We start from the raw sequence: 23,239 nt of genomic DNA on the forward strand, positions 1-23,239 counted from the left end.
TCGGTACGTAAGGTAGTAGTTTATGGAAGAAGATGTTTGTTACAAAACCCATATATTTCATAGAAGCGATTAAACCATTGGCATCAAAGGGTATAGCTTCGGATCAGCGGAGGGAAGGCGTTTTGTGTTACGGAATTTTAAAGGGAATGTAATAATTGGCAGACTGTAAAAAAGCTATTTTAGAGCATTTTTTGGAAAATAAAAGAAGAACGGGCACGATAGAATATCGTACCCGCGGGTTGTTATAGGGTGAATTTATCCATTTCTTTTTTCATATTTTCAGTCATTTGATGAAGGGTGTCGATCAGTTCATTCAAGTGGTTGAATGAGCGCAGCTGTTCATCTGTAGAAGCAGAGATTTCTTCGGTGCCGGCTGCTGCCTGTTCAGTCACGGCACTGATGTTTTCAATGGCTGCCAGGATGTCATTGCTTTTGTGACTTGAATCCTGGAGTTTAGAAACTAGTTCATTCAATTGCCCAAATATCGAATTGACCGAAGTGGAAATCGATTCGAACGATTGGCCTGTTTCTTCCATGGAATGGACCTGGTCGACGGAGATTTCCTGTCCGGTCTGTGCAGCGCTGATGACGTGCTGGATCCCATCTTTGATATTCTTTACCATATCTGTGATCAATTGAGTCGCTTTGGATGAATCTTCTGCAAGCTTGCGGACTTCTTCAGCTACTACGGCGAACCCTTTTCCTGCTTCCCCTGCACGGGCTGCTTCAATTGCAGCGTTGAGGGCAAGAAGGTTCGTCTGCTCTGCAATCTGATTGACAGAAACAGCTGCATCTTCAATGAGACCGGTATATTTCCTGAATTCTGACACAGCATTGCTGATTTCAGAAGAGGACTGAGCCATTTGGTCTGAAAGGGACTTCTGTTTGGCAAGGGATTGCTTCCCGATTTCCACTGACTCGAGGGCTTCCTTGCTTTTCGATAGGGATTCGAGGCTTTCTTGTACATTTTGTTCGAATGCCTCACGCATTACAGAAGTATGAATGGCGGTAGATTGAATTTCATCCGACATGGACTGGCTCCCTTTTGAAAGCTCTTCGGTTGAAGCGGCGACTTGATTGCTGATTTCTGTCAGATTGAACATCTGCTTCGTTACATCTTCAGCAAACTCCTTTACATCTTCTCCGACTTTTTCGATGGACTGCACCGTATTGCGAAGGTTCATGATCATTTGGGAGAATGCTGATGTAAGCTTGTCCAATTCATATTTGGACTGCGGCTTTCCGGAATCCATCTGGATGGAGAGGTCTCCCTGTGCCACACGTTCCGCATTTTTAACCATGGTGTTGACCGGTTTGACAATGCGATTGGAAAGAACCCAAGATAAAATCAGGGAAAGAATGACTAACAGGATGCTTCCGATGATGGAAAATAGAATGATGAAGCCGATTTTGCCTTGTGTTTTTTCCAAGTTTGCTTTATACAGCTCATTTGCCTGCTTGTTCAACAGAAAAACATCGTTCAGAATGCCTGAAACCCGCATGGCCTGGCGGTTTACTGCCGGTTTGTTTTGACTTTCGAGTGCTTTGATGGACTCGCTTGCCAATTCTTTATATTTTTCGGTGATTTTCTTTAACAGTGCTTGCTGATCAGGTTCTTTCAAATGTTTAGCGAGAGAAGCAAGTGAGGCGCTGCTATTTTCCAAGCTCGTTTTGGCTTCTGCCAGATTGGCATCGGAAGGGTTGAATGAATAGTTGGACAACCCTTGTTTTGTGCTGGTCAAATCGCCTCTGAATTTTTCGACGCCGACAAGGGTGCCTGCATCGTTTTTAGAGGAATTCTGAATAAGCATGACCTGGGAGGTAATGAAAAAAATCATGAGAATCGCGAGCACCAAAGGAATGAGTCCGAGTAAATTCAAACGAATGCGAAGGTTCATAATCTGTCTCCTTTAATCATTTTCAGGTATTGAAATTTCTCCGTTGATCAATTTGTTCTTTGCATCATCAAGCTTTTCTAAATTTTCAGGAGTCAATTGAATGAGTGTGAAAGGTGCAAGACCAACGCCATTTTCTTTAAGGCCAAGCTCTTCCGGACTCATATCGATGCGGCCATTTTTGTTGAATTCTTTCGCTAAGCTGTAAACGACGGCATCGATGTTTTTCATCATCGATGTGACGATCGATTTTTCTGCAATAAAGTGCTGATCGCTGTCGACTCCGGCGGAATATACGCCTTTTTTCTCAGCTGCCTTCAGGGCGCCAACCCCAGTGAATCCTGCTGCGGGATAAATGAAATCTGCCTTGTTATTCATTTGCTTCTCGGCAAGATCAGCTCCCTTATTCGCATCGCTGAAAGTATCGGCAAAATCGACGAGGACATTTATGTTAGGATCGATATAATGAGCGCCTGCCGTGTATCCGTTTTTGAATTTTTGGATGACTGGGGCTTGTGCGCCTCCGATAAATCCGATCGTATGGGATTTCGTCGTCATCGCCGCTTCCATTCCGACGAGGAAGCTTCCTTCCTGCTCTTTAAATGTGATGGACTTGATGTTTTTGACAGTAGACATCCCGTCGATTAGGATGAAGCGCTGATCCGGGTGCTTTTTAGCGACAGCTTCGAGTGCCGGCTGAGCGGAAAACCCAAGGCCGATGATCAAGTCATTTCCTTGCTTGACGAGCTCTTCAAGGGCTTTCTCTTCATTTCCGTTCGGTGCTTCCCTATAGTCAAAAAGGAAGCCTAGTTCATCCCTGGCTTTTTCGAGTCCTTTAAATGCAGAATCGTTGAATGACCCGTCCCCGAGCCCTGTGTCAGAAAGCAATATGCCGATATGGTACTCCTTTTTATCAGCTGCTGCCTGATCTGATTTTACAGAACACCCGGATAAGACAAGGGTGAACACACTTACAATAAGCATTAAAAATCTATACATTTGTATCTCCTTCCAACCATTATGAAAAAGTTTCCAATGTTGTCATTCTATATATCGGCCAAAATAAACACTTTATTAGGGGAAAGTTAATAGTCGGAATAGAAGAAATAGTGCGGAAGGTTTGGATGGGATTTGAAGACACAAAAAAACCGGCACAAAAAATTGCGCCGGTTCATCTGTCTATTCTCTTGCAAAGAATCGTGCAAGTTCTGCGCTTTCGTTCTTACGCGTCTTGCGGTGCTCTGCACGTCTGAGGGCAGTTTCATTGAGCCATAGTTCTTCCTGTGTTTCCGGAACAATCTGTGGAACGGGAGCAGGCTTTCCGTTCTCGTCGAGGGCTACGAATGTCAGGAAGGAGAGGGCCGCAACTGCTTTTTCGCCAGTAAGCAATCTCTCTGAAGTCACTTTCACGAAAACTTCCATGGAGCTTCTGCCTGTCCACGTGACCATGGCCTCGAGCGTCACGGCATCACCGCCGCGGATGGGCTCAAGGAAGTCGACAGAGTCAGTCGAAGCTGTGACGACCGGATTGCGCGCCAATCTATAAGCACTGATGGAAGCAATATCATCTATGTAAGCCATCAGCTTACCGCCAAATAGTGTTCCATGATGATTGGTGTCTGGGGGAAGAACGTGGCTCGTCTTAATGGCCAATGTGTCCCTCATGAATTTTTTTTCTCTCATCAGATCACCCTTTTCTATTGTTGTACTACCTTTTATTATACCCTTCGTGAAGCGAGAAAAAACTAATATGCTCAAGGATATATTGACACATCGAAAGAAAACGCATACACTGAAAAAAAGACTCTGTATTTTTAGAATATTTTGTTTATAGGGTGTTGATTCCCATGAAATTGTATAAAAATGGCCAGATGGCCGAAGAACGGATATATAGAGGCATGATCGATTAACCAGCCGGTTTCGATCATGCCTCTTTCTTTATTTTGGTAAATCATTAGAGGGGTGCTATAAAATGGTGGAATTAAACGGCAATACATTGACATTAAAGGATATTAAGGCGGTTCTTTTTGATAAAGCAATGGTTTCAGCCTCTCCAGCAAGCATGGAGCGGGTGGTGAAAAGCAGGGCCGCGGTGGAGCGGATTGTGGAGCAGCAAAAGATCGTCTATGGCATTAATACAGGTTTTGGGAAATTCAGCGACGTTCTCATCAATGCTGACGATGTTGAAGAATTGCAGTTGAATTTAATTCACTCCCATGCATGCGGAGTAGGGGACCCTTTTCCGGAAGAAGTGTCGAGGGCCATGCTCCTTTTGCGCGCCAATGCTTTGATTAAAGGCTATTCCGGAGTGCGTCCTGTCATCATTGAAAGGTTGATCGACCTGATCAACGCGGAAATTCATCCGGTGATCCCGCAGCAGGGTTCATTGGGAGCGAGCGGGGATCTTGCTCCGCTATCCCATCTTGCACTTGTGCTGATGGGAGAAGGGGAAGTTTTTTATAAAGGAGAAAGGATCCCTGGTATCCAGGCGCTTTCCAAAGAAGGAATTGCCCCGATTGTGCTTCAGGCGAAAGAAGGGCTTGCTTTGATCAATGGAACCCAAGCGATGACAGCAATGGGTGTTGTCAATTACCTCGAGGCAGAGCAGGTGGCGCTTGAAAGTGAAATGATTGCTTCGATTACTATGGAGGCACTGCGCGGTATCATGGATGCATTTGATGAAGATGTACACTTGGCACGGGGATATTCGCAGCAGACAGAAGTGGCAAAAAGGATTAGGGAATATTTGTCCGACAGCGGATTGACAACGTCGCAAGGGGAGATCAGGGTGCAGGATGCCTATTCCTTAAGGTGCATCCCGCAGGTTCATGGAGCTTCCTGGCAAGCGCTCGATTATGTGAAAGAAAAACTCGAGATTGAAATCAATGCAGCCACAGACAACCCGCTGATATTTGATGATGGCGCGAAAATCATTTCCGGCGGGAATTTTCACGGACAGCCGATCGCCCTTGCCATGGACTTCATGAAAATCGCCGTCGCAGAACTGGCGAATATTTCAGAGCGGAGGATAGAACGTTTGGTGAACCCGCAGCTGAACGATCTCCCGCCGTTTTTGAGCCCGCAGCCCGGCCTGCAATCTGGGGCCATGATCATGCAATACGCGGCAGCTTCGCTCGTTTCAGAAAACAAGACGCTGGCTCACCCCGCAAGCGTGGATTCCATCCCGTCATCTGCCAATCAGGAGGACCATGTCAGTATGGGGACGATCGGTTCGAGGCATGCCCATCAAATCATCCAGAATTCTCGGAGAGTACTTGCCATTGAATTGATCTGTGCCCTCCAGGGAGCGGAATTCCAAGGAATCGAGAAAATGGCGAGCAGGACGAGAACGTTCTATGATAAATCGCGCGAAGTCGTCCCTTCGATTACAAAGGACCGCATATTCTCGAAGGATATTGAAGCGGCATCTGTTTGGCTGAAGGAACTGGACTGGTCGTCGTATGGTTTGACTAGGGCAGAAGCGAAGGCTTGAGTGGGAAAAGGCAGGAATTTTTAAAGGAAATATAATAAAATGAGGGAAATGAAAAAAGAAAGGCTAGTCCAATGAAAAAGAAATTAATGATTATTGCTGTTACTCTGATCATCTTATTATTGCTGCTGTTCGGTCTCTATAAATTAATGAATGCAAGGACTTTTCAATTTTTCGGAGGTTTGACCGATCACGTGGATACGAATCAGAAAGTTGTTGCCCTGACATTTGACGACGGTCCGACAGAAAATGTGGATGAAATACTGCCGTTGCTGGACCAATATAATGCCAAAGCGACATTTTTCCTTATCGGCCGTGAAATGAAGCAGAATCCAGCGGAAGCTAAGAAAATTGCGCAGGCTGGGCATCAAATCGGAAACCATACGTATTCTCATAACCGGATGATTTTTAAGTCGCCAGGATATATCCGGGACGAGATTGAGAAAACGGATAAGCTGATCCGGGAAGCCGGCTACAAAGGGGAAATCGATGTCCGTCCGCCGAATGGGAAGAAGATAGTCGGACTCCCTTACTACTTGTGGAAGCATGATAGGGATACGATCATGTGGAATATTGAACCTGATACCTATTTTACAAAGGTTTCTGACAAACTGGATTATGTGGAAGAAAACATCCAGCCGGGGTCGATCATCCTGATTCACGCGATGTATGACCATACGGGAGATGAAATTAGGGTTATAGAAGGGATTTTAGATGACCTTTCTAATGAAGGCTATACGTTTGTGACCGTTAATGAACTGCAGAATATGGATGGAAAATAAAAACCTCGCCTATTTTGGCGAGGTTTTTTCGCTATATTACATAAACATTCCTACAAAGATTGCTGTGATGAAGCTCGCTAGCGTTCCGCCGACGATTGCTTTAAGGCTTAGTTTCGCAACAAGCGGACGTTTGGATGGCTCAAGGGAACCAAGTCCGACAATCAATTGTCCGATTGAAGACAGGTTGGCGAAGTTGCAAAGGGCAACAGATAGGATTGCCACTGTTTTTGGAGATAATTGATCGGAAATCTTAGTCAGGTTGTCATAAGCAACGAATTCGTTGATGGACATTTTTGTTCCAATGATGGACGCTGCCTTGAAAGCTTCGTCCACAGGCACACCGACAAGTACAGCAAATGGGTAGAAAACATAGCCCAGAATCATGGACAGGCTTGTATGGAATAGGCCAAGCACACCGTTGACCAGTGCAAGGATCCCGATGAAGGCAATCAACAGTGCACCGATATTGATTGCAAGCTGCACGCCGTTGACCGCACCGTCTGCGATGGCTTCAAAAATATTCGTATGATCTGTTTTAGCCATTTTGATGTTGTCATTTGTCTCGGATTCTTCTGTTTCTGGTTCCATCAGTTTTGCCATAATCAAGGAAATGAGCGGCACGCTGAATACAGAAAGAAGAAGGTATTTCATATCGATCCCCATCAATGAGTAGCCGACAAGGATGGCGCCGCTCGCGGAAGCCGTTCCCCCAACCATGACAGCGAACGTTTCAGAACGGGTCAAAAATTTAAGGTAAGGCTTGATCAAAAGCGGTGCTTCAACAATACCCAGGAATGAATTCCCGACTGCATTGAACGTTTCCACTTTCGTTGTACCGAGCAATTTTCCTAGTGTGACTCCGATGACCCGGACAATAAGCGGAAGAACGCGCAAATAATAAAGAGCTGAAATAAGTGCAGAGATGAAGATGATGACCGCCAGCACGTTTATCGCAAATACGAATGTAATGTGCGTGCTTTTATCGAAGAATCCTCCGAATACAAACTGGATGCCTTCGTTGCTGAAATCGATGACTTTTTGCACGCCTAAGGCTGCTTTTTCTAAAAACGTCTTCCCGACCGGGACTTTCAGAACGAATAAAACAAATAATGCCTCGAGAACCATTCCGATAAGGATGGTGCGCCAAGGGATGATGGATTTCTTGCTGCTGAGAAGCCAGCCAAGGAATAAAACACCGATTAAACTGAGTATGCCTAATAAAATGTCCATAATGACCTCCTAGATGATTGTGATTTCCTATAAGATGATTGGTACGTCATCAGATGTCAGACTTCTCAAAAGAAAATAAAAAAATCGTGAATTCAACCTTTTTATAAAGAAAGCCTGAATCCACGATGGATCATTGATTTAATCAATCTGACTTTCCCTATAGTCCAGCTATTTACGGCAGCCGGGTAGAAACGTATGGTCCATATCACCATCTTTATATAAGGAAACCGTATGAAGTTGATTAGTATTTTATCAGAGGCTTGGGACTTTCTCAATAGTAATTCGTAGGAAAGTTATCACAGTTAAAAAGAGAGAGAATTCTGAACAAGCAGGGTTATTTTTTGTTTTAAAAAAATTTTATTAAAAAAAAGTGATCCAACTCTTCCTCCGCTTCGTTAGCTGTGTAGAAAAAGGACGAAGGGAGGTGAAGAAGTACGTGCGAAACAAATTGGTCTATTCGCTCATTTTCCTTGGTATTCTCGTATTTCCGTCCATGGCATCTGCACATGGGGGCCTGCTGTCAGGCGTAGTCGATCAGACGACCAAAACGGTTGATCAAACGTTGGATACGGCTGACACGGTGCTGAATGGAAAGGAAAATGAAAAATCAGATGACACAGTCCTGAATAAGACTTCAAAGATAGTGGATTCCGCAGCAAAACCAGTGAAGAGCGTGACTAACACTGTGGAAAACACAGTGAAAAACGTTGTTGGCACCAAAGCCGATGAGAAACTGGTGGATGTCGATTTAGGTGAAAAGCCGAAAATTAAAGTGAACACGGGCATCGCGGACATAGAAGTGGATGAGTCTCCTTCCGTTAAGATCGGCAAGCAATCTGGAGATACTTCAAATGATGAGGCAACCGTGAACGTCAAGGCCGGGCCAATTGAAACGGAAGTATCGACTGAAAAATCTTCTGTGAAAGTGGAAGTTAATCACTCAAAACAAGAGGACAAGCCTTCTGTTAAACAACATCCAGCTGAAAAAGAAACGGATGCCGGCCAACAGGAGCAGCCAATTGCCCCATCCATTAAGCCGATAGAGGAAAAAAGCGAAACCGTATCCTCAGCATCAGATGTCCCGAAGGTTAAAATGTCTCAGGGACAGCCTTTGTTGGAGAAGCAGCAGGAAGGGAAGACTCCAGTTCCAGTACCGGATCAAGATCGTAGGACAGGGCATTATGAAGCCATTGTGCCAGCAGGCGGCTCTGGTGGAACAAGTATTCAGACCACTGGCTCTAGCGGAGGAACGGGAACTGCCGTGTCCCCAGCGTTCGCTGTAATTTTAGGAAGCGGCTTTGACCTGGAATACCGCTATTTGCAGCCCCGGACTGGAAAATCCAAAATTTATTATGACCAATGGCTGAATGCACCACCTTCAGAACCGCCAAAATCTTTCTTCTTTTTAAACGTTTGTATATAAAAAACTACTAAAAAGAAGAAGGAGCGAGTACATTGAAAAAATCAAATTTTATTAAAACATTGACTATTACAGGTAGCCTTGCAGCAGGAATTCTAATCGGAGGACAAGCGAGCTTTGCAGCAGAGCATGATTCTTCCTTGAACATTGTCAACAATCTGACTGGATCACTTCACCTGATGGGTGACCGCGATTCTTCAAATGCAGCGGCAGATGTTTCATCTGAAAATGTGGTAAACTTCCAAAGCCAATCTGGTGATGATGGAGGAGGTTCTCTCCAAGCTGGGGCGAATGCAAAAGCTGGTGTATCAGCAGAGCAGAGCGACCGCGGAAATGACAATCGTTCATCTGTCTCCGCCAATGCGGGTGCTGATGTGAACGCAATGACAAAAGATAGTGAAGACCAATCTTCATTGGACGCAAAAGCAGATGCAGGCGTTATGGCAGAAGCAAAAAGCACAGAAGATGGCGACATGAACAATGCAAATCTTGGTGCCAACACCATGGCAGATGTGAATGCGATGACAAGTGATGAAGAAAATCAATCTTCATTGAACGCGAAAGCAGATGCAGGCGTTATGGCAGAGGCGAAAAGCACAGAAGATGGCGACATGAACAGTGCGAAGCTAGGTGTCAATACCATGGCAGATGTGAATGCGATGACAAGTGATGAAGGAGATCAATCTTCATTGGACGCGAAAGCAGATGCAGGCGTTATGGCAGAAGCAAAAAGCACAGAAGATGGCGACATGAACAGTGCGAAGCTAGGCGCCAACACCATGGCAGATGTGAATGCAATGACAAAAGATAGTGAAGACCAATCTTCATTGGACGCGAAAGCAGATGCAGGCGTTATGGCAGAAGCAAAAAGCACAGAAGATGGCGACATGAACAGTGCGAAGCTAGGCGCCAACACCATGGCAGATGTGAATGCGATGACAAGTGATGAAGGAGATCAATCTTCATTGGATGCGAAAGCAGAAGCAGGCGTTATGGCAGAGGCGAAAAGCACAGAAGATGGCGACATGAACAGTGCGAAGCTAGGCGCCAACACTATGGCAGATGTGAATGCGATGACAAGTGATGAAGGAGATCGATCTTCATTGGACCCGAAAGCAGAAGCAGGCGTATGGGCTATGACTGAGAACGATGAGGATTCAAACAAACTTGGTCTAAATGCAATGGCAAATGTAATGGCTGACTCAATGTATTCAACAGATAACAACGACAGCAACAACAGCTTGATGAGCAATTTGAACACTGGACTTTGGATTGAAAACAATGATGATCAATTCAGCACCAACACCAATCTTGACCTTATGGCTGGATTAAGTGCAATGTCATCAGATGATGAAGATGATTTCATGAGCAGCTTGGCTCTTGATGCTTCTTTGAATCTAATGCTTGATTCCGAGTATGATGATAATCATGATTCATTGTTGAATCTATAAGCAGAAAGTAAAAGGCAAGCTGGAATCCGATTTCGGGTTCCAGCTTTTTTAAATTGGTTTGAAAAAAAGTATAAAATGAGAGAGAAAATCGCCTATTTCCTGAAGAAAACGAGAATTTGGTGATCAAAAGGATAGAAATATAGAAGGGAGAGGGTGAAATCCAGAAAAATTAGTCAAAAATCACGGTGGATTTTCCTCTCGGCAGATCTTATGCGCGAGAAATGCTAGTCTTTGCGCCAATATCCAAACTCTATGCGCGAGAAATCATATGCTATGCGCGAGCCAACACCGCTTATGCGCCAAAACCCTCCTCCTATGCGCGAGTGGGCAAATTAAGCATCAATAGTCCTTAACCCTCGTGCACAAGTCCTTACATCATTCGACAAAAGTCGGGGCGTGCCTGTCACCTTGTATACATCTTTTGTACTAGACAAGCTCTTTCTTCATTTTCAATGGATAAAAAAATAAGGCTCGGAGAAACCCGAACCTTAAATGGCCAGCATGGTGAGAAAGAAAGTGGCGACGGACAACACGATGGAGACAATGAAAATCGTCAGCAGAGGCCTCATGGCTTTATCTTTCAGCTGCTTAAAGTGGATATTCAGCCCAAGTCCCGTCATGGCCATGGTCAAAATAAACGTAGTGACTTTTGAAACGGCGTCCATTATTTGAGGGTTCAGGTATCCTTTTTCATCCAAAAGGGTGCCAGTGATGCTCATCAATACGAAACCGATCAGGAAATATGGAAAGGAGATGGATGCCTGGCCCTGGCTTGCATCTCTTTTTTTCATCCAATACATAAATGCGAAGCTCACTGGAAACAACAGAAGGACCCGTCCAAGTTTTGCTAAAAGGGCGAGTGCCAATGCGTCTCCGCCTGCAGGCTCAGCTGCCAAGGCGACATGCGCGATTTCGTGAAGGCTGACCCCGCTCCATAAAGCATAGTGGCCTGCCTGAATCGGAAACCAGGAGTAAAGCAAAGTGTAGGTGACGGAAAAAATGGTCCCCATCAGCGCAATGATGCCGACGCTCAGCGCGGTATCTTCTTCTTTTGCCTTGATGATCGGTGCAATGGCCGCAATGGCTGCTGCCCCGCAGATGCCGGTCCCGACCCCAAGCAGGAGAATGGTCGAAGCATCGCTTTTCAGTTTTTTTCCGAGCCAAATCATCAGGAAAATGGAAAATACAATCGAAAAGATCCCAAGCAGGATGACGGCCGGCCCCTGTTTGATAATCAAAATGATATTCAATTTTAATCCAAAAAGGATGATGGCCAATCTCAGAAGCTTTTTGGAAGAAAAGTCGATGCCCGGTTTGATGGACATAGGATATCCTGCAAGCTGCCGGTACACAATCGCCAGCAGAATGGCAGAGGCGAGAGGTCCAATGCTGCTGAAAAACGGTGCTTTTGCTAGGAGTGTTCCAAACAGCGCGATGATCCCCGTAAACAATATACCCGCGGTAAAATTCTTCATTTTGAATCCCCCAATCTATCCCTTTTATCATAGTCCTGTTTTTCGTATAATGAAAATTAATCATTTTGATAAAAAGCATAAGTAATAACTTATAGAAAGGAGAGGCAGCAATGGAGCAAAAGTATCTCGTGTTTTTGACTGTAGCAAGGGAAAGAAGTTTTTCAAAAGCTGCGGAAGCTCTGTTCATGACACAGCCCGCAGTGAGCCAGTATATCGCGGGACTGGAAAAAGAACTGGGGGCTGCACTCCTCATCCGGCAGCCGAAAAATCTTAAACTGACGAAAGCAGGGGAGATCCTGCAAGAATATGTTTTGGAAATGAAGGAGCTCCAGGAAAATATGAATCGTGCCATTCAATTTGTCCTCAATGAGCCGAAGGGGGAGATCCGGATCGGCGCCAGCTATACATTTGGAGAGTATATTCTGCCGCACACCATTTCCGATTTGCTGGTCAAATATCCTGAAGTCCACCCCAGCATCACAATCGGGAATACGGCTGAAATTGCCGATCGAGTCCTTGCAAATAAGCTGGACATCGGCGTGATTGAAGGGCAAAAAGTGCATAAAGAACTGTCGCTGAAAAAACTGTCAGAAGATGAAATGTACTTGATTGCCGGCAAGAATCACCACCTTGCAAAGAAGAAGAAGCCGATCGAAATGGAGGATTTGGCAAATGAAAGATGGATCGTCCGCGAAAAAGGATCCGGTACACGGGAAGCGGTGGACCAATGTTTGGCAAAGCATCATTTGAAACCGACAGACATGATGGAATTCGGCAGCACCCAGATCATCAAAGAATCCGTGGAAGCGGGGCTCGGCATTACACTCCTGTCCAAATGGGCAATCCGGAAAGAAGTAGATGCCGGAGTTCTCAAAATTCTTGATTGCGATGACACCCCGGTGGTGCGCGACTTTTCGATCATCAAGCAATGGGATGGCGGTGGTTCCAAGACAATCGATGTGTTCAGCGAGGTGCTTAGGGAGTACTTTGGGGGCTAGTCCACTAAATAATAGTTATCCACATGTGGATTAATTAGTTTAATTTAGAAAAAAATTTAAAACTAATATAATAGCAAGCCCTATTTTCAGTGTGGTTTACCTAATTAACTTATAATTACAGCGTAAATTAAAAATACTCCAAACAATATTAGAGCTGTTTTAAATACATACCAAGGAAGAATACTCATTATAAACAGAAAAAGATGGGCTATAATATCCCCGATAAAAGAACCGGTTGATGCGGAAGTAGTGTCCACAAACTTTTCCTTATGGTATTTTTTATTCCACCAGATACCTAAACTTACAAAAGTGATCCCAATAAATATTACAAATAATTTCCCAATCATATTTTCAGCCCTTCATCTATTTTCTTCATAAGTTATTTACTTTTTAATAGTGTCATACGAAACTATCAAAAGTAAATACTATCCTTTATATCGAAAAGTCATCAATAGCATCCCATTGATGACTTATCTTATCCACACAGAAGAAAAATTCCTATTTTTTAAAAGTTGATCCATTCTGAACTTTTCAACAAATCATCCACATTATCAACAATAGTTGTCCAATCTTTTTTAGTTTTCCACAGGATTTTATTGGCTGTGATTTTAATGGCACTGTGTATAAAAAAACACCCCACCAAAGTGGGATGCTTGATCAAATGACTTCTGCCTTGCGCTTCTCGAACAGCTGGAATGTGACCCAGTAGAGGCCGGCGCTGATCAGGGAAAGGACGGTCAATGAGTAGAATGTCCATTGGAAGCCGAATAGTGTTGTAAGCGGGATGGCCAGCGGGGCGAGTGTACGCCCGATTGTGTAGCGGAGGCTGGCCGCTGCGAAGTATTGGCCGCGCATGTTCTCGGGTGCAAGCTTCGAGATGAAGCTTTGCTGAAGGCCGGCTGTCATGAGTTCGGCGAATGTGAAGATGGCCATGGCGATGATCATGCCCCACGCTGTGCCGAACACACCCATCAATAACATAGACAGTGCATAAGTAATGGCGGCGACCAGGAATACATTTCGTTCCCGGTATGTGTTCATTTTTTTCGTGACATAAACAGTCAAGATTGCCACCAGGAATCCGTTTTCGGATAGCACAAACCCGAATAGCTGCTCGCTCTTTAAAGTGAAGTTCCAGTCACCAAAGGCAAACAGTGTCGCATTTTTGATTGTGTCTTTAATGTAGACAGGGATGAGCAGATCGAGCTGCATGAAGATTTGTGCGCCGATGATACCTGCAAGTATATAAAGCAAGAAGATACGATCGCTGCCGATGACTTTGTAGTCCCTTACTTGATTCATGAGTGCCTCGTACCATTTTAACCGCTCTGCATTTGTGGCAGCCTCCAGGGACACCAGATTTGGTGCGGTTTCCCTTGTGTATTTAATCAACAAGAGGGAAAGGAGGATGCAGATGGAACCGGCGATGACCATGACTTGGAATGGGTAGTTGACGTAGAAGATCCCTCCAAGGATCGGTCCGATGACGACGGCGATATTAATAGATGTATAGAAGACGGCGAATACGCTGCTCCGGTCTTTTTCATCCACGACATCTGCGACCATTGCCTGGCTTGCTGGCCAGTAGACTGAGCCGAACATGCCGGCAAGCGAGAAGCAGACAAACCCGAGGATCGGTGAGTGGATCCAGGGAGAGTCAGCCAATCCAAAAATGAAGAAGGCCGCCCCCTGGCCGAAGGATGCAATGACCATCATGCGCTTCCGTCCATATCGATCCGCATAATAGCCGCCAAGCAAGTTGGCCGCGACGGAAAATACTTGTGAAAAAATGAGTAGAAATCCTGCTTTTTCTTTCCCGAATTCATCTGTGAAGTACAGCGTCAAAAACGGGAAGAACATCCAGAACGTGATATTGATCAAGGCTTCCCCAAACAGCCTGATCTGAAGATTGCGGTCCCAATCTCTTATTCTCATAAAAAAACACCCCTATTCTGAACCGTAATCTTCCATATCATACATTGCCCATCAGGGGGAAGACAAGATAAAAGAGCCAAGTTTACTAAACTTCGGAATAGTCTGTTTATTGTTTTTCACCATGAAAAAGAGGCAGCGCAATTGCACTGCCTCGGGGGCGCTTCATTAGAATGCCCAGTCACCGCTGCGGAAGACAGGTTCGCTGTTTCCGTCTTTTGTGATGCCGTCGATATCCATTTCGGCAGAACCGATCATGAAGTCAACATGTGTGATGCTGGAGTTCAAACCGTGCTTCTCCAAGTCTTCCTGGGACATTTGCTTTCCGCCTTCCAAACAGAACGCATAAGCGTTTCCGATGGCAAGGTGGTTTGAAGCATTTTCATCATAAAGCGTGTTGTAGAAAAGGATGTTTGATTGGGAAATTGGAGAATTGAATGGTACGAGTGCGATTTCTCCAAGGTAATGGGATCCTTCATCCGTTTCAACTAGCTGCTTTAAGATTTCTTCGCCTTGCTCCGCTTTTACATCGACGATTCTTCCTTCTTTAAATGTAAGGCTGAAGTTATCGATGATGTTTCCACCGTAGCTCAATGGCTTCGTGCTGGATACCGTTCCGTTCACGCCTGTTTTATGAGGGACAGTGAAGACTTCTTCCGTCGGCATGTTGGCCATGAACTCGTGGCCTTGTGCGTTCGTGCTTCCAGCTCCGACCCATAGGTGGCCTTCAGGAAGTTCGATGGTCAAATCAGTGCCAGGTGCTTTGTAGTGCAGCTTTTGGTAGTTTTTATCGTTCAGGTACTTCACTTTTTCATGAAGGTTTGCATCATGGTCTTTCCATGCCTGCACCGGGTTATCCACATCTGAGCGCGTTGCTTTGAAGATAGCGTCCCAAAGCTTTTCAACCGCTTCTTCTCCATCGCGGTCAGGGAATACCATGTTGGCCCAGTTTTCTGAAGGGACGGCAACCACTGTCCAGCTCACTTTATCGGACTGTATGTATTGACGGTATTTTTGAGTGGCTTTTCCTGCAGCTTTCTGCCAGTTGGAAATTCTTTCGCCTTCGACTCCTTTTAAAAGGTCAGGGCTTGAAGACATCACTGACATGAAGGCAGCACCTTGCTCAGCCAAGTCTTCCATTTCCTTTGCACGCCATTCAGGGAATTCCGTGAAGGCTTCTTTAGGAGCAAGATCATATTTCAAGCGGGTGACCGTATCGTCTCCCCAGTTGACGACGACATTTTTGGCGCCTGCTTCATATGCTTTTTTAACAGCCAAGCGGACAAAATCAGCAGCGTCAAGAGCAGCTGAGATGACCAATGTCTGGTCCTTTTGAATATTGACGCCGACTTTAACCGCCAGTTCAGCGTATTTCTCTAAATTTTCCTGGAAAGTTGCCATGTATCATTCTCCTTCTATTCAGAATGTTCTATTCTATTTTATCAGTGTTAAGATAGAATGGAAACGATTTAGTCGCAAGGAGGGAAAAAGATGTTCGAGATCAAAAGGATCTATGAGGAACCTGCTGAGGCGGATGGGGAAAGAGTGCTGATTGACCGTCTGTGGCCAAGGGGGATTTCGAAGGAAAAAGCCCGGCTTTCCAAATGGATGAAAGAGATTGCGCCAAGTCCTGAGCTTCGGAAGGAATTCAATCATAAGCCTGAGAAATTCGAGCAGTTCAGGGAAGAGTACTTTAAGGAATTGAAAAATGATGAGAAAAAAAAGAACATTGATTGGCTCCAGGATAAAGCGGCAGATGGAAAAGTGACGCTCCTGTATGGGGCAAAGGATGAAAAGCACAACCACGCCATTGTGCTGAAAGAATATCTGGAAAAAGAAAAAAGCTGACTTTTGCACCCGTCAAAAGCCAGCTTTCTTTATTTTAAAAGCAAATTCCGGTAGGCGTCCGGATCCCCGACGAGGTCGGCAACTGTATATCCGTCAAGGACGGTCATGTAGGCTTGAAGAGCTTTCCAAAGCGCATGCTTCAGACCGCAGACAGGCGTGATCACGCATTGATTGTTTTTGGCGTCGAAGCATTCGACCATGTGAAAATCTTCTTCGGTCTTCCTTACTATTTTTCCGATATTGATATCCTCAGGTGCCTTTGCCAGCCTGATTCCTCCGTTCCGGCCCCGGATCGTTTCCACAAGACCCATTTTCCCAAGCTCATATGTGACCTTCATCAAATGGTTCTTTGAAATGGAATAGGCATCTGCAATCTGCTTGATATTGGCCAATTCATTGTTTTTCAGCGTAGCTAAATATAAAAGCACCCGCAAGGAGTAATCTGTATAATTTGTCAGTCTCATTGTTCATCACCTGCACCTATTATACGCATTGTGGCAAATCATTGTCTAAATTTGTGACAGAAATTTTAAAGATGTATTTAAAATATTGCTTTAGTGGCTGCTGAGGAGTATCTTAAAGATGTATTAAAAATACTACTTTAAGAGGAGCGGTTTACATGCTGTCCCAAAAAACAATCGATATTGTGAAATCCACTGCACCTGTATTAGAAGTCAAAGGTCAAGAAATTACTACGGCTTTTTATAAATTATTATTCTCTAACCATCCGGAATTGCTAAATATCTTTAACCATGCAAATCAATCTCAGGGACGCCAGCAAACAGCTTTGGCAAACACTGTATATGCTGCAGCGAAGTACATCGATCAGCTGGAAGTATTGGTGCCTGCCGTGAAGCAGATTGCCCACAAACACAGAAGTCTTGCAATCAAGCCGGAACACTATCCAATCGTCGGAAAATATTTATTGGAAGCAATCAAAGAAGTTCTGGGCGAGGCGGCAACTGATGAAATCATCAATGCCTGGGCAGAAGCTTACGGGGAAATCGCCAACGTCTTCATCAGCGTGGAAAAAGCGATGTACACTGAAGCAGAAGAGCAAGAAGGCGGCTGGGTCGACTTCAAAGATTTTATTGTAGATGATAAAAAAGTAGAAAGCTCAGTCATCACTTCTTTCTATTTGAAACCAAAAGATGGTGGGAAAGTCGCGCGATTCACTCCTGGCCAATACATCACAATCCAAGTTTCCATCCCAGGTGAAAAATATATTATGAACCGTCAATACAGCCTTTCTGATGCGCCGGGAAAAGACTACTATCGTATTTCCGTAAAGCGAGAAGCAGAATGCAACCCAATAGGAAAAGTATCCAATTTCCTTCATGATGACGTAAATGTAGGGGATACGATCAAAGTCAGTGCTCCTGCTGGTGACTTCGTATTGGAAAGCAATCCACATGCACCAATCACGTTGATTGCAGGGGGAGTCGGTGTGACTCCGATGATCAGCATGCTGAAGACACTGGCAGATCAAAAAGCAGAGAATACCGTTACATTTATCCAGGCAGCGAAAAACAGTGAAATGCATGCATTCATGGATGAAGTGAGCGAAGCATGCAGCAAGCTAGGCGATGCCACTGCGTACTTTGGCTATGATGATGATGATGACAGCTCTGCTGGAGACTTCCAGGGATACATTGAAAAGAGCTTCCTAAGGCAGGCAGTTCCTTCCTCAGATTCTATCTGCTATGTCTGTGGACCAGCTAAATTCATGGAATCCATCATCCGCCAGCTGAAAGAAATCGGCATATCTGAAGACCGCATCCACTACGAATTCTTCGGACCGGCAATGACACTCAACACAGAACCAGTAGAAACTGGGGCAAACAACTAAAGAATGAACGAAGGCGTGCTGATGAGGCACGCCTTTTCGTTTATTCGACAAAAACCTGAACTTGTCCAGCTCCAGCACCCAGCCCCTCGAGTCATAAGCCGCCCCTCTGCGGAAATCAGGATTTCCTTTGAGGTCCGTCTTATGCTGGTCGGGGGTATCGCGGAGCTTCCGCTTTTCTTAGTGCCTGTCACTTTTCACCCGATTATTATTCGGATTCTTCCACGCGGTTCTTGAATGCTTCCTGCGTTGTGATGAATTCTTCGTCTTCGATTCGTTCTTTCGTGTGCTTCTTCGCTTGGCTGTTATTCGGGAAGTTGCCCGGATGCCCTTTTTCTTTGTGGTTGAAGCCTGTGCCTCTTGCCATATCTTTCACTCCTTCCTGATTGGTTACTAATAGCTTTTCCAGAACGTCATTACTTATGAAATTGTAAAAATGTTGAAATTTTGACACGATTCAAGTGAGTGTAAGCGTTTTCTATAGCGTTCGTTAAGATATAATAATAGTAGTAAATATTTAATAGAAGGGTGCTGGCAATATGGATTTTTTCAGTATTATTTCCGAACAGAGAATTAAAGAAGCACATCGAAACGGTGAATTTGATAATCTGCCCGGCTACGGAAAACCTTTGCCGAAAGACGAATTTGAACATGTTCCACCCGATATGCGCATGGCTTACCGAATGATGAAAAATGCGGGCTACTCCATGGAGGAAGCTGAGATCCGCAAAGAAATGATGTCGATTGAAAAGCTGATCGCCATGTGTGAAGACGAAGAAGAAAAAGAAAGTTTGAAAAAAGAACTCAACGAGAAATATGTCAAGTTCAATCAATTCATGTCCAAGCGTAAAAAAGATACGAACTCATCGATTTTCAAGAACTACGAGAGCAAAATTGAAAAGAAATTACTATAAAAACTGTGGGGAGCCTCTGAGTGGGCTCTTTTTTGTGGGTTTAGCAACAAAATGATTAGAATTTTTCATCTTCCATGGGTGCTATGCGCGAAATATGCTTGCCTTTGCGCCACTTTCACTCTCTTATGCGCGAGAAAGGGCCTCTAATGCGCCGGCCAAGGCAGTCTTTGCGCCAAAAACCCCTTCTTATGCGCCAGCGGCCAATTTTGCATTATGTGGGCAAAAAAAATTGCAGCTCAACCGGCAGCATTCGACAAAAACCGGGGCGTGACAGGCACCTTTCAACTTTTTTAAAAGATGTCTTCAATAGTTTGGATTTGGTCCGATATAAAGGATAGACATAGTTCAGAGAGCCAGGGCTGCAGCAAGAAGTCCATGCAGTCTGGAAATAACGATTTAGGGTGAAGTACATATGGATAAAACATCAGTCATTGGCATCATATTGGGGATTGTTGCAATCGGAGTGGGTATGTTTTTCAAAGGGCTGAGCCCGATGATCATCATCAATCCTGCAGCGATTTCCATCATCATTCTTGGAACGATTGCTGCCGTAACCATTGCGTTCCCGGCAACAGACCTAAAGAAAGTTCCTAAGCTATTCGGGATTTTATTTAAGGATAAAAAACAGCTGAATGCAAAAGACGTCATACTATTGTTTTCTGATTGGGCTCAGCTGGCGCGAAAAGAAGGACTTCTTGCGCTTGAGGCTAAAACAGCCGACGTAGAGGATACGTTTTTGCGCAACGGATTAAGCCTTGCCGTAGATGGACAAAGCGCCGATTATATCCGCGATGTTTTAAATGAAGAAATTGAAGCGATGGAAGACCGCCATAATTCCGGAGCTGCAATCTTTTCACAGGCCGGCACCTACGCACCGACTTTAGGGGTGCTTGGGGCTGTTTTGGGACTGATTGCGGCATTGAGCCACATGGACGATCAGGCAGAGCTTGGTAAAGCCATTGCAGCGGCATTCGTTGCCACCATGCTCGGGATTTTCACCGGATATGTCCTTTGGCATCCATTTGCCAATAAGCTCCGCAGAAAGTCGAAGGAAGAAGTCAATATTAAGCTGATGATGGTAGAGGGGATCCTATCCATTTTGGAGGGAGAGGCTCCACGGGTCATCGAACAAAAGCTTGCTTCCTACCTGCCAGCAGGTGAGCGGAATAAAATCCTAGACGAAAGCGGTGTAAAGCAGGATGAGCAGGCGTAGGAAAAAGAAGCACGATGACTCCCATATCGATGAATCTTGGCTTATCCCGTATGCGGACCTTTTAACACTGGTGCTTGCTTTATTCATTGTCTTGTTTGCTGCAAGCTCAGTCGATGCACAGAAATTCCAGATGCTTTCCAACGTATTTAATGACATTTTCATCGGTGGAGAAGGGGTCATGGACTATCCACAGCCATCCCCGGAAGACGATACAGCTAAAACACATGGGCTGAAGCAGGCCGATCCTGTTGATCAGCAGGCACAGACAGAAATCGAAAAGAAAGAGCAGCTGCACAAGCTCGACCAGGAAGAACTTAAGCAGATCCAAGTGAAAATCAACCAATATATTCAGCAAAAAGGGCTGAAGGAGAAATTCGATACATCCCTGACGGATGAAGGCCTTCTCCTGACCATCCGCGACAACGTACTGTTCAATTCGGGGCAGGCAGAAATCAGGAGCAGCGACATCAACGTCGCCCAAGAAGTCTCCGACCTGCTGGTCATGGATCCGCCGCGGAACGTGATCATCAGTGGCCATACGGATAATGTGCCGATCCACACTTCAAAGTTTGAATCGAACTGGGAACTTAGCGTGATGCGCGCTGTGAACTTCATGAAAATCATGCTGCATAATGACAAGCTCGATGCCAGATGGTTCAGTGCAAAAGGCTTTGGCGAATTCAAGCCGATTGCCTCAAATGCAACTCCAGCAGGCAGATCAAAGAATAGAAGGGTAGAAGTCCTTATTTTGCCAAGGCATAGTCTGCCTGAATGAACGACGGAATACATCCCCAATAAAAAGCCCGCCACTGCAATCAAAGTGGCGGGCTTTTCTTAAAAGATAAGAAAGTACAAAAATTCAGAGTGATATTTTGTCCAGCTCCAGCGCCCAGCCCCCGAGTCATAAGCCATAACTCTACGGAAATCAAGATTTACGTAGATTTCCGACTTATGCTGGTCGGGGCTAACCAGGGAGCTTGCGCTTTTCTAATTAAGCAGATATTTTCTCTTCTTCGACAGCTGCCTTCCGTTTTTTTCTGCCATGAAGCAAGTGGTAGCCTGCTCCCATGATAAGGATGTAAATGGACAGATATAAATATAGCTTGCTGTATCCGGCAGCGGCTGCAAGGAGTCCGAGAAGGAAGGATCCTGATCCGATTCCGGAATCGAATACAGTAAAGAACGTCGCGGTGGCGATTCCTCTCCGATGCGGCGGTGCTGAATTCAAGGCCACCGTCTGAAGTCCTGGAACGAGGGTGCCGTAGCCAAGTCCGATCAGTGCGCCTGCAGCCAAAAGGAGCGGTGCGGAATGCACGATGCTCAACACAAACATCCCAAGAGCAAAAAACAAGATGGACGGGTAGATGATGAAATTTTCTCCATACCGGTCAAACCATTTTCCAGTGAAAGGTCTTGATAAAATGATGGCTGCCGCATACACAACGAAGAAGAAGCTCGCGGCTTCGACAAGACCCAATCCTTTCGCATAAACCGAAATGAAGGAAAGGATGGAAGAATAGGCAAAGGACAAGGAGCCGGCTGATAAAGAAATCGGCAGGGCTCTTTTTTCGAAAAAGTCATGGATGCTTAATTTCGGACGCTGAACGGCAGAGTGGACTTTTGCTGCTGCCGGCAGTTTTACTAGGAGCGCGCATCCAAGAGCCAATGCAGCGAATATGGAACAAAGCAAGAACAAAACGTGAAAGCTGCTATAGTGAATGACCGTCAATCCAAGGAACGGACCGATGACCATGGCCAAGTTCATAAACGTAGCGAAGTACCCCATTCCTTCCCCGCGGCGTTCATTTGGAACGATATCGGCTGCAATCGTTCCTGTGACGGTTGTCGCCATTCCAAAACCGATTCCATGGAAAAAGCGCAGCATCAATAGCACAACGAAGCTTTTGGCCAAAAAGTAAAAAGGTGTAGCAGCGAAAAAGAGAATCATGGAGATCAATAGGATTTTCTTTCGGCCAAGGCTTTCGATCCACCTGCCTGAAAATGGTCGGCAAAGGACGGCGGAAACGAGGAAGATAGCGACGATGAGGCCAATTTCCTGCTCGTTGCCGTGAAGCTCGTCCAGCGTGTAGATAGGCAGGGTGACGAGCAGGATGTAAAAGGTCAAAAATAAAAAGAAGCTAGAAAAAGAGATCCCGAGGAATTCCTTCGTCCAGAGTTTTTGTGTGTTCATTCGAATATTCCTCCTAGTTGTTTAAGCGGTTCATGATGATATGTACCGTTTCAAGTGTAGATTTCTGCTGATCTTCTGATACGTCCTTCAGCATTTCCGCTTCGAATTCCCTGACGGATTGGACCCAATCAGGAAACGCCTGCAGCGCTTTATCTGTAAGAGAAACAACTTTTTCTCTTTTATCTTTGCCGGGACTGCGCTCAATCCAACCGACTGATTCCAGGCGGGCAAGGGTTCGGGTGATGGTTGGCGCCTCAACTCCTAAATAGTTGGCCAATTCAGCTTGTGTGCATCGGACGATTTGCTTCAAACGGTATAGAATCGTCCATTGGCTGCTATAAATGCCATGAACGGCCAATTTATCATTCAATGCTTTTGATAAGTATCGGGTCAATTGATGTAGTTGGTGAAAAAAAGCATGTTGCTCTGTCATGAAAAGACTCCTTCAGTCAATTAGTTACCTAGGTAACTATATCCCAAAAACAGCGTCCTGTCCAACTATTTTTCGATTTTTCCTCATGATTGAATTCTCATTTAAATGAAATTTTTGAAAA

21 protein-coding genes and 1 riboswitch are annotated in these 23,239 nt (G+C 45.0%); of the genes, 10 read left to right on the forward strand and 11 right to left on the reverse strand.

Annotated elements, in window-relative coordinates; translation table 11 throughout:
- Positions 1-242: 242 nt before the first annotated feature.
- From ABTV07_RS02820 to ABTV07_RS02830, 3 genes are all read right to left on the reverse strand, one after another.
- Positions 243-1,898: a methyl-accepting chemotaxis protein gene (locus tag ABTV07_RS02820; protein ID WP_433747220.1), complete on the reverse strand. Its 1,656-nt coding sequence runs from the start codon at positions 1,896-1,898 to the stop codon at positions 243-245.
- A gap of 12 nt (positions 1,899-1,910) precedes the next feature.
- Positions 1,911-2,894: a BMP family lipoprotein gene (locus ABTV07_RS02825; protein ID WP_433747223.1), complete on the reverse strand. Its 984-nt coding sequence runs from the start codon at positions 2,892-2,894 to the stop codon at positions 1,911-1,913.
- Positions 2,895-3,074: 180 nt separating this feature from the next.
- Complete coding sequence (locus tag ABTV07_RS02830; protein WP_114745651.1) at positions 3,075-3,578, reverse strand: acyl-CoA thioesterase; 504 nt, start codon at positions 3,576-3,578, stop codon at positions 3,075-3,077.
- Between the two features lie 289 nt (positions 3,579-3,867).
- Between ABTV07_RS02830 and hutH the strand changes: the two genes are divergently transcribed.
- Together hutH and ABTV07_RS02840 are read left to right on the forward strand one after the other, a co-directional pair.
- Positions 3,868-5,388 (forward strand): histidine ammonia-lyase, encoded by a 1,521-nt coding sequence (gene hutH, locus ABTV07_RS02835; protein WP_433747226.1) that lies wholly within the window; start codon positions 3,868-3,870, stop codon positions 5,386-5,388.
- Positions 5,389-5,459: 71 nt separating this feature from the next.
- Entirely contained in the window at positions 5,460-6,167 is a 708-nt protein-coding gene (locus ABTV07_RS02840; RefSeq protein ID WP_433747229.1) for a polysaccharide deacetylase family protein, read from the forward strand.
- Positions 6,168-6,203: 36 nt separating this feature from the next.
- Here ABTV07_RS02840 and ABTV07_RS02845 read toward each other — a convergent pair whose 3' ends face one another.
- Positions 6,204-7,397, reverse strand: coding sequence for a NupC/NupG family nucleoside CNT transporter (locus ABTV07_RS02845; RefSeq protein WP_433747232.1), 1,194 nt, complete (start codon positions 7,395-7,397; stop codon positions 6,204-6,206).
- A 140-nt stretch (positions 7,398-7,537) separates the two neighbouring features.
- Positions 7,538-7,639, reverse strand: a riboswitch (purine riboswitch).
- Positions 7,640-7,833: 194 nt separating this feature from the next.
- On the opposite strand from ABTV07_RS02845, the gene ABTV07_RS02850 reads away from it, so the two are divergent.
- Together ABTV07_RS02850 and ABTV07_RS02855 are read left to right on the forward strand one after the other, a co-directional pair.
- Positions 7,834-8,820 carry a hypothetical protein gene (locus ABTV07_RS02850; RefSeq protein ID WP_433747235.1) on the forward strand — a complete coding sequence of 329 codons (987 nt, stop codon included), beginning with the start codon at positions 7,834-7,836 and terminating at the stop codon, positions 8,818-8,820.
- A 32-nt stretch (positions 8,821-8,852) separates the two neighbouring features.
- Positions 8,853-10,268: a hypothetical protein gene (locus ABTV07_RS02855; protein ID WP_433747237.1), complete on the forward strand. Its 1,416-nt coding sequence runs from the start codon at positions 8,853-8,855 to the stop codon at positions 10,266-10,268.
- Between the two features lie 488 nt (positions 10,269-10,756).
- Here the strand turns inward: ABTV07_RS02855 and ABTV07_RS02860 are convergent, their stop codons facing one another.
- Positions 10,757-11,743, reverse strand: coding sequence for a YeiH family protein (locus ABTV07_RS02860; RefSeq protein ID WP_433747240.1), 987 nt, complete (start codon positions 11,741-11,743; stop codon positions 10,757-10,759).
- A gap of 110 nt (positions 11,744-11,853) precedes the next feature.
- On the opposite strand from ABTV07_RS02860, the gene ABTV07_RS02865 reads away from it, so the two are divergent.
- Positions 11,854-12,741, forward strand: a complete 888-nt coding sequence (locus ABTV07_RS02865) for a LysR family transcriptional regulator (protein WP_433747243.1) — start codon at positions 11,854-11,856, stop codon at positions 12,739-12,741.
- Positions 12,742-13,398: 657 nt separating this feature from the next.
- On the opposite strand, the gene ABTV07_RS02870 is transcribed toward ABTV07_RS02865, so the two are convergent.
- Positions 13,399-14,676, reverse strand: a complete 1,278-nt coding sequence (locus ABTV07_RS02870; RefSeq protein ID WP_433747246.1) for an MDR family MFS transporter — start codon at positions 14,674-14,676, stop codon at positions 13,399-13,401.
- A gap of 165 nt (positions 14,677-14,841) precedes the next feature.
- Positions 14,842-16,074, reverse strand: a complete 1,233-nt coding sequence (locus ABTV07_RS02875; protein WP_433747249.1) for an aminopeptidase — start codon at positions 16,072-16,074, stop codon at positions 14,842-14,844.
- Between the two features lie 90 nt (positions 16,075-16,164).
- On the opposite strand from ABTV07_RS02875, the gene ABTV07_RS02880 reads away from it, so the two are divergent.
- Complete coding sequence (locus ABTV07_RS02880; protein ID WP_433747251.1) at positions 16,165-16,521, forward strand: DUF488 domain-containing protein; 357 nt, start codon at positions 16,165-16,167, stop codon at positions 16,519-16,521.
- 29 nt (positions 16,522-16,550) lie between these two features.
- Here the strand turns inward: ABTV07_RS02880 and ABTV07_RS02885 are convergent, their stop codons facing one another.
- Positions 16,551-16,985, reverse strand: a complete 435-nt coding sequence (locus ABTV07_RS02885; RefSeq protein WP_433747254.1) for an RrF2 family transcriptional regulator — start codon at positions 16,983-16,985, stop codon at positions 16,551-16,553.
- A gap of 155 nt (positions 16,986-17,140) precedes the next feature.
- On the opposite strand from ABTV07_RS02885, the gene hmpA reads away from it, so the two are divergent.
- Entirely contained in the window at positions 17,141-18,370 is a 1,230-nt protein-coding gene (gene hmpA, locus ABTV07_RS02890) for an NO-inducible flavohemoprotein (protein WP_433747257.1), read from the forward strand.
- 205 nt (positions 18,371-18,575) lie between these two features.
- Here hmpA and ABTV07_RS02895 read toward each other — a convergent pair whose 3' ends face one another.
- Positions 18,576-18,734 (reverse strand): hypothetical protein, encoded by a 159-nt coding sequence (locus tag ABTV07_RS02895; protein WP_433747260.1) that lies wholly within the window; start codon positions 18,732-18,734, stop codon positions 18,576-18,578.
- 172 nt (positions 18,735-18,906) lie between these two features.
- On the opposite strand from ABTV07_RS02895, the gene ABTV07_RS02900 reads away from it, so the two are divergent.
- The 3 genes from ABTV07_RS02900 (at position 18,907) to motB (ending at position 21,269) form a co-directional block, all read left to right on the forward strand.
- Entirely contained in the window at positions 18,907-19,281 is a 375-nt protein-coding gene (locus ABTV07_RS02900) for a DUF1992 domain-containing protein (protein WP_433747262.1), read from the forward strand.
- Between the two features lie 412 nt (positions 19,282-19,693).
- Entirely contained in the window at positions 19,694-20,494 is an 801-nt protein-coding gene (motA, locus tag ABTV07_RS02905) for a flagellar motor stator protein MotA (RefSeq protein ID WP_433747265.1), read from the forward strand.
- Positions 20,481-21,269: a flagellar motor protein MotB gene (gene motB, locus ABTV07_RS02910; protein ID WP_433747267.1), complete on the forward strand. Its 789-nt coding sequence runs from the start codon at positions 20,481-20,483 to the stop codon at positions 21,267-21,269. The genes motA and motB overlap by 14 nt, the downstream gene beginning before the upstream one ends.
- A gap of 216 nt (positions 21,270-21,485) precedes the next feature.
- Here the strand turns inward: motB and ABTV07_RS02915 are convergent, their stop codons facing one another.
- Both ABTV07_RS02915 and ABTV07_RS02920 read right to left on the reverse strand, forming a co-directional pair.
- Complete coding sequence (locus tag ABTV07_RS02915; RefSeq protein ID WP_433747270.1) at positions 21,486-22,685, reverse strand: MFS transporter; 1,200 nt, start codon at positions 22,683-22,685, stop codon at positions 21,486-21,488.
- A gap of 13 nt (positions 22,686-22,698) precedes the next feature.
- Complete coding sequence (locus ABTV07_RS02920; RefSeq protein WP_433747272.1) at positions 22,699-23,118, reverse strand: MarR family winged helix-turn-helix transcriptional regulator; 420 nt, start codon at positions 23,116-23,118, stop codon at positions 22,699-22,701.
- Positions 23,119-23,239: the final 121 nt, after the last annotated feature.

This window comes from Falsibacillus pallidus, from assembly GCF_050990905.1.
GTDB lineage: Bacteria > Bacillota > Bacilli > Bacillales > DSM-25281 > Falsibacillus > Falsibacillus pallidus_A.